Below are 13,635 nucleotides of genomic sequence, written 5' to 3'. Positions count from 1 at the left end.
ATACTAATCACGCACCTTTTTTAAAGTCGTAGTACCAGTATGACCAAGTTGGGAAGATCGTTTTCAAATATTTTAAAAATTTTGCACCAGAACCAACCTAAACTAAAGATGGATTTTACTTGTAGATTTCGATATAATGTAGACTTGACTGATTTGTGCGCGCAGTAGAAATTTTAGAAAGAAGGTGTAACTTATGACACAACAAACTTTTACACAGTATGATTTTAAACCATTTTTAATAGATGCAGTTCGTGAACTACGCTTTACAGAGCCGACAGGAATTCAGCAGAAAATTTTCCCGGTTGTGAAAAAAGGTGTAAGTGTAATTGGACAATCCCAAACAGGTTCTGGGAAAACACATGCATACTTACTTCCTACATTAAACAGAATTAATGCAAGCCGTGAAGAAGTACAACTTGTTATTACAGCGCCTACTCGTGAGTTAGCACAACAAATTTACGAAGAAATCGTGAAATTAACAAAGTTTTGTGCGGAAGACCAAATGATTACAGCACGTTGTTTAATTGGTGGAACTGATAAACAACGCTCAATTGAAAAGTTGAAAAAACAACCTCATATCGTAGTTGGAACACCAGGACGTATTAAAGATTTAGTAGAAGAGCAAGCATTATTTGTTCATAAAGCAAATACGATTATTGTCGATGAAGCAGACTTAATGCTTGATATGGGATTCATTCATGATGTAGATAAAATTGCAGCACGCATGCCTAAAAACTTGCAAATGTTAGTTTTCTCTGCAACAATTCCTCAAAAACTAAAACCGTTTCTGAAGAAGTATATGGAGAATCCAGAACATATTCATATCAATCCAAAACAAGTTGCAGCTGGAAACATTGAACACTATTTAGTGCCTTCTAAACATCGTAATAAAATTGATTTAGTGCATAAAATGCTACTTCAATTTAAACCGTATTTAGCAGTTGTTTTCACGAATACGAAAAAGATGGCAGACCAAGTTGCTGATGGATTAATGGAACGTGGCTTAAAAGTTGGACGAATTCACGGGGATTTATCACCACGTGATCGTAAAAAAATGATGAAACAAATTCGTGACCTGGAATTCCAATATATTGTTGCAACTGATTTAGCAGCACGTGGTATTGATATTGAAGGGATTAGCCATGTTATTAACTATGAGCTACCATCAGATTTAGATTTCTTCGTTCACCGCGTTGGAAGAACAGCACGTGCGGGGCATTCTGGTATTGCAGTGACGATTTATGATCCAGCAAACGAAGAAGCGTTAGATAGCTTAGAAAAACAACGTCATATCGAGTTTAAACATGTAGATTTACGTGGAGATGAGTGGGCAGATTTAGGTGAGCGTCGTCGTCGTAAGAGCCGTAAAAAGCCAAATGACGAACTTGATGTTATGGCAACAAAAGTTGTTAAAAAACCGAAAAAAGTAAAACCAAACTATAAACGTAAACTTGCAACAGAACGTGACAAAGTGAAGAGAAAATACAGCCATAAAAAAAGATAAGGGATTTCCCTTATCTTTTTTTTATCCTGCTAATTTAAATGAAGAGTATAGTCTGTCTAAATAGTCATATGAATTTGTGTAGTGCGTCTTTTGTGAACAAACAATTCACTACATATTTCTACAAATTATGCTATCATTATATCTATTGTATATTGAAGAGGTGATTGTATGTTAAAGATTGGATCTCATGTTTCCATGAGTGGTAAGAAAATGTTATTAGCAGCAAGTGAAGAGGCTGTTTCATACGGTGCAACAACGTTTATGATTTATACAGGTGCACCGCAAAATACACGAAGAAAACCAATTGAAGAATTGAACATAGAAGCAGGAAGAAAACATATGGAGCTCAACGGAATTGAGGAAATTATCGTCCATGCACCGTATATTATTAATGTTGGGAATACGACGAAGCCAGAAACATTCCAATTAGGCGTAGACTTTCTTCGCATGGAAATTGAAAGAACATCGGCATTAGGTGTAGCAAAACAAATTGTTCTTCACCCAGGAGCGCACGTTGGTGCTGGAGCAGATGCTGGTATTCAACAAATTATTAAAGGGCTTAATGAAGTATTAACGCCAGAACAGACGGTTAACATTGCGTTAGAGACGATGGCAGGAAAAGGAACAGAATGCGGTCGTAGCTTTGAAGAAATTGCAAAGATTATTGATGGTGTGAAATATAATGAAAAGCTATCTGTATGCTTTGATACGTGTCATACGCACGATGCAGGATATGATATTGTAAATGACTTTGACGGCGTATTAAACGAATTTGATAAGATCGTTGGTATAGATCGTTTACAAGTACTTCATATTAATGATAGTAAAAATGTACGCGGAGCAGGAAAAGACCGTCATGAAAACATTGGATTTGGTCACATTGGGTATAAAGCATTGCATCACATTGTACATCATCCACAGTTAATGCATGTACCAAAAATTCTTGAAACACCGTATGTAGGGGAAGATAAAAAAGATAAGAAGCCACCATACAAATTGGAAATCGAAATGCTGAAAAACGGCACTTTTGATGAAGGGCTTCTTGAAAAAATTAAAGCGCAATAAGGAGGGGAAATCCCCTCCTTATTTTAGTAGTTGCTGAAATAACGTATTTACTTGTTGGGCAGTGGCAGGGGAAGTTACTTTTGCGATCTGTTTTAAGAGCTCTAGTCGCTCGTTGTTATCGTAAATATTAATATTTTTACCCTTCATAAGTAAAACAATTTGATCAGCTTGTGCTGCTGTAATGGGAACTTCGTATTCTTTGCTATATTTTAATAACTCTTTTGTAGAAATATGATTTAATTTTTTATTAACAATTTGTTTAATGAGGTTCATCTTGTTATCCTCCTTCACGCGTTCTTCTATCGAAATATATGAGCATGTAGCTTGTACATATTCGTATGGAGTTTCTTTTTTCATGAGGAAAAGAAGCGTATGTTATAATATAAGAACGAAACTACAGAAAAAGAGTACAGGGAGGGCTTATGGAGCAAAAGCAACATCGAAAAGAAAGTGTTATTCATCTCATTTATCGTTTAGTTATGATTATTTTTGGAGCAGCATGCGCGGCGGTAGCAATTGAACTATTTTTAATGCCAAATAAAATTATTGATGGTGGAATTATTGGTATTTCTCTTATATTAGATTATCTTACTCCTAACATTTGGTGGTTAAGTTTTTCTACTTTAGTCGTTGTTCTCAATATCCCATTTATGTATTCCGGTTATAAGCAAATTGGAAAAACATTTATGTTATCTTCGACATTTGGTATTGTAGCGTTAGCTTTCATTGAGTCAACGTTACATGCGGTACCACCATTTACAACAGAACCTATTTTAGCGACAGTGTTTGGGGGTCTTATTTTAGGGCTTGGTGTAGGACTTGTAATTCGTCATGGTGGATCGCTAGATGGAACTGAAATTATGGGGATTTTATTAACGAAGAAATTACCGTTCTCTGTTGGTGAATTCGTAATGTTTGTGAACTTATTTATTTTTGCATGGGCAGCATTTGTGTTTGGTGTGGAACAAGCGATGTATTCTGTTATGACGTACTATATCGCATTTAAAACGATCGATACAGTAATTCAAGGGCTAGATGAAACGAAGGCGGTTTTAATTGTATCTGATCAATATGAGGAAGTATCAAACGCGATTTTGCATCGTCTTGGCCGTGGAACTACAAAGCTTGTAGCGAAAGGTGGTTACACGGATAAAGAAAAAGAAGTTATTTATGCAGTTGTAACGCGTCTAGAAGTGACGAAGTTAAAATCAATTGTGCATGAAATTGATGAAAATGCGTTTGTTACGATTATGAGCACGCAAGAGACAAATGGTGGTAAGTTTAAATCGGCTATTCACTAAAAAGTTTATAGGAATATTTTTCGAAAGCAGAGAATTTTTCTCTGCTTTTTGTTATAATAGTAAGGTTTCTTGAAAAAATAGATATATTTTAGGCAGATTGGTTTACAACTATAATAAGCTGTACTATAATTCAAATAGATATAAATCGGAATCATTCTGAATTAAAATAGGTGAGATGCTATGAATAATATATTAGAAATTGAAGGTTTAACATTCCGATACGAAGATCGGAATGTGTTAGAAAATATTAATTTGCAAGTTCCGAAGGGAGCTTTTTTAGGTTTAGTGGGACCGAATGGTTCAGGTAAATCAACTTTACTTAAGTGTTTATTAGGTGTTTTAAAGCCAAAAGAAGGAAGCATTCGCGTGTTTGGCGTTGATAGTAAGAAGTTTAAGGAATGGAACAAAGTTGGTTATGTATCCCAAAAGGCAAATAGTTTCAATTCTGGTTTTCCAGCAACTGTTTCTGAAGTTGTGTCAATGGGACTTGTTTCGAAAAAAGGGCTTTTTCGCTTTTTCACAAAAGAGGATAAGAAAAAGGTAGAAAAAGCAATTGCTGATGTAGGGATGAGTGAGTTTCAAGGTCGTAACATTGGAGAGCTTTCTGGTGGACAGCAACAGCGTGTATTTATTGCTCGTGCGCTCGTTAGTGATCCTGAATTGCTTATTTTGGACGAGCCTACTGTTGGAATCGATGTGAAAAATGTGGAAAGTTTTTACGAAATATTAGAGGATTTAAACAAAAGGCTCGGGATCACATTAATTCTTGTTACTCATGATATGGGAGCTGTTACTGAAAAAGTAACACATGTTGCATGCCTAAACCAACATCTACATTTCCATGGAAATGTAGAGAAGTTCCGAGAGTTAGAAGATGCAGAAATGTCCGTTTTATATGGACATCATGTTCATCGTTTAGAACACGAACATGAGCATCACGGGAGGATATAATGATACAAGATTTTTTACAATATGACTTTTTACGTAATTCTTTATACGCAGGTATTTTAATTGGACTTGTTGCACCACTAATTGGTGTGTTTGTTGTTATTCGTCGTTTATCTCTTATTGCGGATGCATTAAGTCACGTGACGTTATCGGGTATTGCAGCAAGTTTATTACTTGAAAAAACCATTTTTACAGGTGGATTTTTAAACCCCTTATATATCGGGATGATTTTCTCGATTGGTGGAGCGCTACTAATCGAAAAGTTACGAACTGTATATAAGCACTATCAAGAATTAGCAATTCCGATTATCCTTTCGGCAGGGATGGGGGTTGGAGTTATTTTCATTTCACTTGCAAATGGATTTAACACAGACTTATTTAGTTATTTATTTGGTAGTGTCAGTGCTGTAACAAGTACAGATTTAATTATTATTGGGATTGTAGCAATTGTTGTTGTTGCGACAATTATTTTATTATATAAAGAGCTGTTTCTATTATCATTTGATGAGGAATACGCAGTATCAACTGGTTTAAGAGCGAAATGGATTCACTTTATTTTCATTATATTAGTTGCTCTTGTCATTGCAGTATCAATGCGTGTAGTAGGGGTTCTTCTCGTATCATCATTAATGACGTTACCAGTTGCAGCAAGTATTCGTATTGCTAAAGGATTTAAACAAACAATTTTCTTTTCCATTTTATTTGGTGAAATTGCAGTAATTGGTGGAATGTTTGCTTCGTATCAACTTGATCTAGCGCCAGGTGGTACAATTGTTATGATAGCAGTTCTTATTTTAATCGGTGCGATTTTATGGAAGAAGAAAAAAACTGCATAAAGTAGGGATAGGTATGAATCTAACAGAAGCTTTACGCCTAATGAAAGAAAAAGGATACAAACATACTGGAAAAAGAGAAGAGATGCTCAGATTATTTGCAGCACATAATCGTTATTTAACTGCGAAAGATGTTTTAGAGCATATGAAAGATGATTATCCAGGGCTTAGTTTTGATACGATTTATCGTAACTTAACAGTTTTTGCTGAGATTGGTGTTTTAGAACAAACGGAATTAAATGGTGAAAAACATTTTCGTTTTACTTGTTCTATTATGGAACATCATCATCATTTTATTTGTTTGGATTGTGGAGGAACGAAAGAGATTACTTCCTGCCCAATGGATTTTATGAATAAAGATTTTACCGGTTATGAAGTAACGGGTCATAAGTTTGAAATATATGGTCGTTGTCCAAAATGTGCAAAGTAAAAGCTCGTCGGTTATATAACTGACGAGCTTTTTTACGTAGAAAAGAAGGTTGCTCACAAATATTGTGGCAACCTTCTTTTTATTGTTCTTGCGTCTCTTTTTCTTTTTCTCGTTCAGCAGCCATTTCAGCAGCAATTACGTCGATTTCTTTTTTCAGTTCTTCTACCATTGTTTCTTCTGGTACTTTACGAACGACTTGCCCTTTACGGAACAATAATCCCTCTCCACGTGCACCGGCAATACCGATATCAGCTTCACGAGCTTCACCAGGGCCATTTACAGCGCAACCAAGTACCGCGACTTTAATTGGTACTTGAAGTGTAGAGATGTATTCTTCCACTTCGTTAGCGATGCTAATTAAATCGATTTCAATACGACCACAAGTTGGACAAGAGATAAGTGTTGCTGCGTTAGATGCAAGACCGAATGATTTTAATAGTTCACGAGCAACTTTTACTTCTTCAACTGGATCAGCACTTAATGAAATACGTAATGTATTTCCGATGCCTTTATTTAAGATTGCTCCAAGACCAGCAGCACTTTTTACAGTTCCGGCAAACAATGTTCCAGATTCTGTAATACCTAAATGTAATGGATAATCAAAAGCGCGAGCAGCTTTCTCATATGCTTCGATTGCTAAGTTAACATCAGAGGCTTTCATAGATACGATAATATCGTGGAAATCTAAGTCCTCTAAAATTTTAATATGATGTAGCGCGCTCTCGACCATACCATCTGCAGTTGGGTACCCGTACTTTTCTAAAATGTGACGCTCTAATGAACCAGCGTTTACACCAATACGGATTGGAATACCGCGCTCTTTTGCTGCATTTACAACAGCTTCTACTTTATGGCGACGACCGATGTTACCTGGATTGATACGTACTTTATCAATGCCACCTTCAATTGCTTTTAAAGCAAGGCGATAATCAAAATGAATATCAGCAACAAGTGGAATGTTGATTTGTTTTTTTATATCAGCAATAGCATCTGCTGCGCGTTCATCTGGAACGGCAACGCGCACGACTTGACAGCCGGCTTCTTCTAAACGCTTGATTTCAGCAACTGTTGCTTCAACATCATGTGTTTTTGTTGTTGTCATACTTTGTATAATTAATTCATTATTACCGCCGATTGTTAAATTACCGACTTTAACTGGACGTGTTTTTGTACGATGAGTCATTTCATTCACGAATAGATCGCTCTCCTTATAAAAGAAGTTTCTTATTTAGTCCCTCATATCAATGATAGTATACGTGATATAGGGCTATAGAAACCGAAGTACTCGGTTTCACTTTTACTATTGTATCAGCGCCTTTATGTAATTGACAAGGATTAAGTGATAGCTTATTGATATAAGGGGAATTTATAAGACTTTCCAATTTGTATTTTTGTAGCAGATGTACTTTTGTTTAATTGTTTAAAGTCGTCAATGACTTTTTCTATGGAAGGAATTTTTTTCTTATTAATTTGTTCTGTAATAGAAAGAACTGTCTCACCAGTTTTTACTTCAATTGTTTTATAAGATACATCCGTTTCTTTTTCTGTTTTGTTCTCTTTATTTTGTTGGCTGTCTGTGTTTTCTTTTTTAATCGTTTGAGCAGTAGTTGTTTTTTTATATGCACTTAACATCGGTAAAGTACCGATTTTTATATCGTAATAAAATATATAACCGAGAACAAGCACGAATAGGAATATACCTAATCTCTTCATATTCTTCACTCCTTTGCTAGGAATATATGCTTGTCCAAAAAAAAAATGCCTATTTAGGCATTTTTTATTTTTCTTTCGGTTTGGGTACCTCTTTAATCGTTAAGTATAGAACGATTAAAACAACAGCGATATAAATGAACGTTGCTCCAGGTACGACGATTTTGAATAAATCCATAATCATGAAGAAAATGGTTGGGATTGTGTAGCTATATGCAGTTAGTGTCCAAACTTGTTTATAGGATAGTTTACGTTGACCGCTCATAGCAGAACCGATGAACGCAAGTAAAGTCACGCCTACAAAAGTGATGAATAATTGGAATAGGTACACTAAAAATCCAATAACAAATAATAAAATTGGGTAAATATTATCGAATAAAGAAATAAATTCTTGTAGATCTTTTTTCTCAAGAGATGCACCTAACAAATCGTTATAAGAATACGTTTGTGTTTGACCATTTCCCATAGAGACTACTTTATCTTTTAAAACAAATAAACCTGTTTTATTTTGATATTTTTCTAGGTCTGTTGAATTTGGGTCAAATACGAAAAGTGCATTTCCTTCTTCTTTTTCAATAGGTTGATCAATATCGGCTTTTAGTTCGCCATTTTCAATTTTAAAATCAGGTAAATCTTTATCGATGACTTGATTTACCATGCCTACACCATCCTGGATAAAACTACCGTACAAAAAAGTTCTTGGAATAGTAGTAATTAAGCAAAGTAGCATAATATACAAAATGGTTTTACCGATTTTTTGAAAACGGAATAGCGCCATATCTTTAGGCGAGTATATGCTTTTTACGAATTGGGTAAATATGGACATAGATTCACTTCCTTTATGTATGTATAAAATCATTGTAACGTAGGAATCTAGAGAATCTCAAGATATATTATATTTACATATAGTGGAGATAACTAAATTTCTTTTTATTAACTTTCTTCTTTTAAATAAGAAAAATACAATTGACACTTTTCTTTTCTATATGGTAAATTTATCTTACCTTTCTTAAAGGGCATATCCGATAGGAATTCCTTTATTTGATATGTTGTTACATACATAATTGTGGACCCTTAGCTCAGCTGGTTAGAGCAGACGGCTCATAACCGTCCGGTCGTAGGTTCGAGTCCTACAGGGTCCATATCCATTTCACATGTTTATTATGTTAGCAGGAAGCTTCCTTGTAGAAGGAAGCTTTTTTTACGGAATATATGAGCATTTTAATTGAAAAGAAGTGGGAATTTTGCTACTTTAATGATAGCAAGACAATGTGATTTATTTGTTTGCACCCTATGGCAATTAGGGTAGAATGAAGTTGTATGTCACTTAAGTGGCAATACATAAACTGGGAGGAATATAACAATGGCAAAACACGAATTACCAAATTTACCTTATGCGTATGATGCTTTAGAGCCTCACTTTGACAAAGAAACAATGAACATCCATCATACAAAACATCACAACACGTACATTACAAACTTAAACGCTGCTTTAGAAGGTCATGCAGAATTAGCTGACAAAAGCGTAGAAGAATTAGTTGCAAACTTAAACGAAGTACCAGAAGCAATCCGTACAGCAGTACGTAACAATGGTGGCGGACATGCTAACCATACATTCTTCTGGACAATCCTATCTCCAAACGGCGGAGGACAACCTGTAGGTGAACTTGCAACTGCAATTGAAGCAAAATTCGGTAGCTTCGATGCATTCAAAGAAGAATTCGCAAAAGCTGGCGCAACTCGCTTCGGTTCTGGTTGGGCTTGGTTAGTAGTAAACAATGGTGAGTTAGAAGTAACAAGCACTCCAAACCAAGATTCTCCTTTAACTGAAGGTAAAACGCCAGTTATCGGTTTAGATGTTTGGGAGCATGCTTACTACTTAAACTACCAAAACCGTCGTCCAGACTACATCGGTGCATTCTGGAACGTTGTAGATTGGAACGCTGCTGAAAAACGTTACCAAGAAGCAAAATAATTGTAATAAATATAGAAAAAGCTAGGGGAGAGCCCCTAGCTTTTTTCTATGCTTTCCTTTTACATAATTGGGCTTGTCTTTGGAAGACTAGAACATGAAGTAAAGGAGAGTTGTGTATGAAATGGAAACATATAATTGGTGACGTTGAAGTGAATCGGGATTTAGTGTTATTGCTCCTTATAGGAGGTTTATACACGCTCGCAATTTCTTTATCGAATACGTTTGTAAATATTTATTTATGGAAACAAACACAAAATTATGTGAATCTTGGCTTGTATAATTTAGCCAGCGTGGTATTACAGCCTCTCACATTTCTTGTAGGGGGGAAATTAGCGAAACGTATCGATCGCTCGATTTTATTACGGATAGGGGTAGGAACGCTCGCAATTTTTTTTATCGTTGTCTTAGTGGCAGGAAAAAGTGCTTCTCAGTATATTTTATTAATGGGGGCTCTTTTAGGAGTAGGATACGGTTTTTACTGGTTGGCTTTTAACTTATTGACATTTGAAATTACAGAACCAGAAACAAGAGATTTCTTTAATGGGTTTCTTGGACTTCTTACATCCTTCTCTGGGATGATCGGACCAATAGCAGCAGGATACACAATTTCACGTATGGAGAAATGGAGTGGTTATACTGTTATATTCTTTCTTTCATTAGTTCTATTTGCAATTGCTGTCGTCTTAAGCTTCTTTTTATCTAAAAGAGAATGTGAAGGGCGTTATGAAATCGTGCAAGTATTGAAAGAACGACGGATTGATAAAAATTGGGGAAAGATTACACGAGCTCATTTTTTCCAAGGATTGAGAGAAGGAACGTTTATTTTTGTCATTTCAGTATATGTTTATTTAGCAACTAATAGTGAGTTCGCATTAGGAAAATACAGTTTAGTTAACTCTGCTGTATCCTTTGTATGTTATTACTTAGTTGCTCGTATGTTAAAGAAAGAGTGGCGAAAAAAAGCAATTTTACTTGGGGGCATTATTTTATATGCTGTCGTCTTTTTAGTCATTTTCAATGTTACATACACGAAATTACTTATTTATGCGGCATGTATTGCGGTTGCATATCCTATTTTACTTGTTCCGTACGGATCAATGACATATGACGTAATTGGTAGAGCGAAAAATGCGAGAGAATGGCGTGTGGAATATGTCGTTGTTCGGGAGCTGTGGTTAAACGCCGGAAGAATCTGTTCCATTTTAAGTTTTTTATGTGCTGTACTATTCTTTCCACCTGAAAAAAGTTTACCTTACTTATTATGTATTTTAGGTGCTGGACATTTTCTTATTTATTTTGCAGTTAAAAATGTCAAATATGATGAGGGAAATGCGAGTAAAACAAGTGTTGTAACGCAAGGGAACGCGCAAAACCAAACTGAACCAGAAGGTTAACTTCTCGTTTGTTTTATGCTAGAATAGAAAAAGATGTAAGACAGCAGTGAGGACACCTGTAGAAGGTGTCCCTTTCACATTACATAGCTGTTGGTAGAGGGGGGTTGTATGAGCAAGAAGCAGAAGCAAAATAAGAAAAAGACCCACGTTCCTTTTCGGTTAAACGTGCTGTTTTTCTGCGTGTTTTTAATGTTCTCCGCGGTTATTGTAAGGCTCGGATATGTACAAATTGTTCGCGGTGAAGAATATAAGAATGAAGTGGAGAAGAAAGAAAACTCAACGATAAGTAATCCTGTACCGCGTGGGAAAATATTTGACCGTTATGGGCGACCTGTAGTAGATAATGCAGCCGTTCGTACTATTACATTTACAAAAATGAAAGGATCAACTGCAGAAGATCGCTTAGAAACAGCGAAAAAGCTAGCAGATTTGATTGAAGTACCGACAGATAAATTAACAGATCGCGATAAAAAAGATTATTGGCTTGCTATGCATAAAGAGGAAGCTAAAGAAAAAATTACGAATAAAGATCGTCAAGAGTTTAAAGGTAAAAAAATTGATGATAAAGAATTAGACGAGCGTCAGAGAAGTCGTGTAACAGAAGAAGAGATTAATCAATTATCCGCAAAAGATCTAGAAATACTAGCGATTAAAAGTAAGATGGACGGCGGATATGCAATGACACCTCAAGTTATTAAAAAGGATGCTACAGAAAAGGAATATTCGATTATTAGTGAAAACCTAGCAGCATTACCAGGTGTAGATACGAATGTTGATTGGGAGCGAAAATATACGTACGATGATTTATTCCGAAGTGTACTTGGTGGGGTGTCGACATCTGATGAAGGCTTACCGAGAGAAAGACTAGATTACTATCTTGTTCGTGATTATAATCGAAATGACCGAGTAGGAAAAAGTTATCTTGAACAACAGTATGAAGATAGTCTGCACGGTACGAAAGCAGAAGTTAGAAATGTTACAGATAAAAACGGTAATATTTTAGAAACGATTAATGTATCAAAAGGACAAAGTGGTAATGACCTGAACTTAACAATTGATATGGAATTACAAAAGCGCGTGGAAGATATTCTTGCGAAGAATTTAATGAGGTTTAAAGGAAGCGAACCTCTTTTAGATCGCGCATTCGTTGTAATGATGAACCCAAAAAATGGTGAAGTTTTATCTATGGCGGGGAAACAATTAGTTAACGAAGATGGCCAAACGAAAGTAAATGACTTTGCATTAGGTACCATGACAAGTTCTTATCCGATGGGATCAACTGTAAAAGGTGCAACAGTACTTACTGGATATCAAACTGGTGCGATTCAACCAGGGGCAGTACAATTGGATGAACCAATTAAATTAAAAGGTACACCTACGAAGTCGTCTTGGAAAACGATGGGATATATTAATGACCTTACAGCTTTAAAAATGTCTTCTAACGTTTATATGTTTAAAACAGCGATGAATATCGCCGGTGTTCAGTATGTGAGAGGTGGTACGTTAGATATACCTCAAAAAGCATTTGATACGATGCGTTATTATTTCGGACAGTTTGGACTTGGTGTAAAAACAGGAATTGATTTACCGAATGAATCTGCTGGTCAGATGGGTAGAAGTAGTCAACCAGGTTTCTTACTAGATTTATCAATTGGACAGTATGATACGTATACACCGCTTCAATTAGCGCAATATATTTCGACGATTGCCAATGGCGGATATCGTATGCAACCACAAGTTGTAAAAGAAATTCGTCAACCGGCAGTGAAACCAGATGAAGTTGGGAAAGTTGTTCAATCTATGGAACCGAAAGTATTAAATCGTGTTGATATGCCGGAATCGCAAATTAAACGCGTTCAAGAAGGATTTAGACAAGTGTATAATGATTCGGGTGGTACAGCTACAAAATACTTTACAGGTGCAAAATATAAAGCGGCAGGGAAGACAGGTACCGCGCAAACTGTGTATGGCGGAGATAAAGAGATTGGTAGAAAGGCAAACGGTGAACGTGTGGAAACATATAACTTAACATTAGTAGGTTATGCGCCACTTGAAGATCCAGAAGTAGCATTCTCTGTTGTCGTTCCGTGGGTACATGATGATAAGACTGGTATTAATGGATATATTGGTCGTGAAATTATGGATGCTTACTTTGATTTGAAAAACAAAGAAGTAAATGGTCAAGCTTCAAAAGATGATAAAGACAATAAAAATAAAGATCAAGATGATGAATAAAAAAGTTGTAAAAAAGCACACTATCTGAAAAGATAGTGTGCTTTTTTTTATGGTTTATGCATATCGTGTAATAAATGTGGACAAGTATACAACATTGGAAAAAGCGCGGCCGTATAAATGATACTTGTATATGGTGGGATAGGGGATAAATATTTTATAGGGAAATCATCAGAGGAAATGAATAGCTACTAATGAATTAAAATTGTATCGTATGTTGATTTTTGTGGAACTTTACAAAAC

The 13,635-nt window shown here is 35.7% G+C and carries 13 protein-coding genes and 1 tRNA gene; 10 read left to right on the top strand and 4 right to left on the bottom strand.

What is annotated here, in order from left to right; translation table 11 throughout:
- The first annotated feature begins 193 nt into the window (after positions 1–193).
- The gene (locus tag F3I02_RS13205; protein ID WP_000194018.1) at positions 194–1,504 is read left to right on the top strand and encodes a DEAD/DEAH box helicase; all 1,311 of its coding nucleotides are present in this window, start codon (positions 194–196) and stop codon (positions 1,502–1,504) included.
- 168 nt (positions 1,505–1,672) lie between these two features.
- Positions 1,673–2,569, top strand: a complete 897-nt coding sequence (locus F3I02_RS13200; protein ID WP_000912460.1) for a deoxyribonuclease IV — start codon at positions 1,673–1,675, stop codon at positions 2,567–2,569.
- Between the two features lie 18 nt (positions 2,570–2,587).
- Here the strand turns inward: F3I02_RS13200 and F3I02_RS13195 are convergent, their stop codons facing one another.
- Positions 2,588–2,842 (bottom strand): DUF2624 domain-containing protein, encoded by a 255-nt coding sequence (locus tag F3I02_RS13195; protein ID WP_001048954.1) that lies wholly within the window; start codon positions 2,840–2,842, stop codon positions 2,588–2,590.
- Positions 2,843–2,991: 149 nt separating this feature from the next.
- Here F3I02_RS13195 and F3I02_RS13190 point away from each other — a divergent pair, with 149 nt between their 5' ends.
- The 4 genes from F3I02_RS13190 (at position 2,992) to F3I02_RS13175 (ending at position 6,081) form a co-directional block, all read left to right on the top strand.
- Entirely contained in the window at positions 2,992–3,870 is an 879-nt protein-coding gene (locus F3I02_RS13190) for a YitT family protein (RefSeq protein WP_000435963.1), read from the top strand.
- A gap of 180 nt (positions 3,871–4,050) precedes the next feature.
- Positions 4,051–4,821 (top strand): metal ABC transporter ATP-binding protein, encoded by a 771-nt coding sequence (locus F3I02_RS13185; RefSeq protein ID WP_001059662.1) that lies wholly within the window; start codon positions 4,051–4,053, stop codon positions 4,819–4,821.
- Positions 4,821–5,654: a metal ABC transporter permease gene (locus tag F3I02_RS13180; protein ID WP_098379623.1), complete on the top strand. Its 834-nt coding sequence runs from the start codon at positions 4,821–4,823 to the stop codon at positions 5,652–5,654. Before F3I02_RS13185 ends, F3I02_RS13180 begins: the two co-directional genes overlap by 1 nt.
- 13 nt (positions 5,655–5,667) lie before the next feature.
- Positions 5,668–6,081: a Fur family transcriptional regulator gene (locus tag F3I02_RS13175; RefSeq protein ID WP_001054516.1), complete on the top strand. Its 414-nt coding sequence runs from the start codon at positions 5,668–5,670 to the stop codon at positions 6,079–6,081.
- Positions 6,082–6,160: 79 nt separating this feature from the next.
- Here the strand turns inward: F3I02_RS13175 and ispG are convergent, their stop codons facing one another.
- From ispG to yqgB, 3 genes are all read right to left on the bottom strand, one after another.
- A complete protein-coding gene (ispG, locus tag F3I02_RS13170) occupies positions 6,161–7,264 on the bottom strand; it encodes a flavodoxin-dependent (E)-4-hydroxy-3-methylbut-2-enyl-diphosphate synthase (protein ID WP_153577907.1) in 1,104 nt (367 codons plus the stop codon).
- 164 nt (positions 7,265–7,428) lie between these two features.
- Entirely contained in the window at positions 7,429–7,794 is a 366-nt protein-coding gene (gene yqfZ, locus F3I02_RS13165; protein WP_000825404.1) for a protein YqfZ, read from the bottom strand.
- A gap of 64 nt (positions 7,795–7,858) precedes the next feature.
- Entirely contained in the window at positions 7,859–8,617 is a 759-nt protein-coding gene (yqgB, locus tag F3I02_RS13160; RefSeq protein WP_000021894.1) for a protein YqgB, read from the bottom strand.
- Between the two features lie 242 nt (positions 8,618–8,859).
- Here yqgB and F3I02_RS13155 point away from each other — a divergent pair.
- The 4 genes from F3I02_RS13155 (at position 8,860) to F3I02_RS13140 (ending at position 13,395) form a co-directional block, all read left to right on the top strand.
- Positions 8,860–8,933, top strand: a tRNA-Ile gene (locus F3I02_RS13155).
- 221 nt (positions 8,934–9,154) lie between these two features.
- A complete protein-coding gene (sodA, locus tag F3I02_RS13150; RefSeq protein WP_001052031.1) occupies positions 9,155–9,766 on the top strand; it encodes a superoxide dismutase [Mn] in 612 nt (203 codons plus the stop codon).
- A 116-nt stretch (positions 9,767–9,882) separates the two neighbouring features.
- Entirely contained in the window at positions 9,883–11,160 is a 1,278-nt protein-coding gene (locus F3I02_RS13145) for an MFS transporter (RefSeq protein ID WP_000871387.1), read from the top strand.
- A gap of 108 nt (positions 11,161–11,268) precedes the next feature.
- Positions 11,269–13,395, top strand: coding sequence for a peptidoglycan D,D-transpeptidase FtsI family protein (locus F3I02_RS13140; RefSeq protein WP_196478044.1), 2,127 nt, complete (start codon positions 11,269–11,271; stop codon positions 13,393–13,395).
- Positions 13,396–13,635: the final 240 nt, after the last annotated feature.

The organism is Bacillus sp. SRB3LM, assembly GCF_015712745.1.
Taxonomy (GTDB): domain Bacteria; phylum Bacillota; class Bacilli; order Bacillales; family Bacillaceae_G; genus Bacillus_A; species Bacillus_A thuringiensis_K.
The sequence above is the reverse complement of the archived record's forward strand: the minus strand, read 5'-3'. Positions and strand labels throughout refer to the sequence as shown.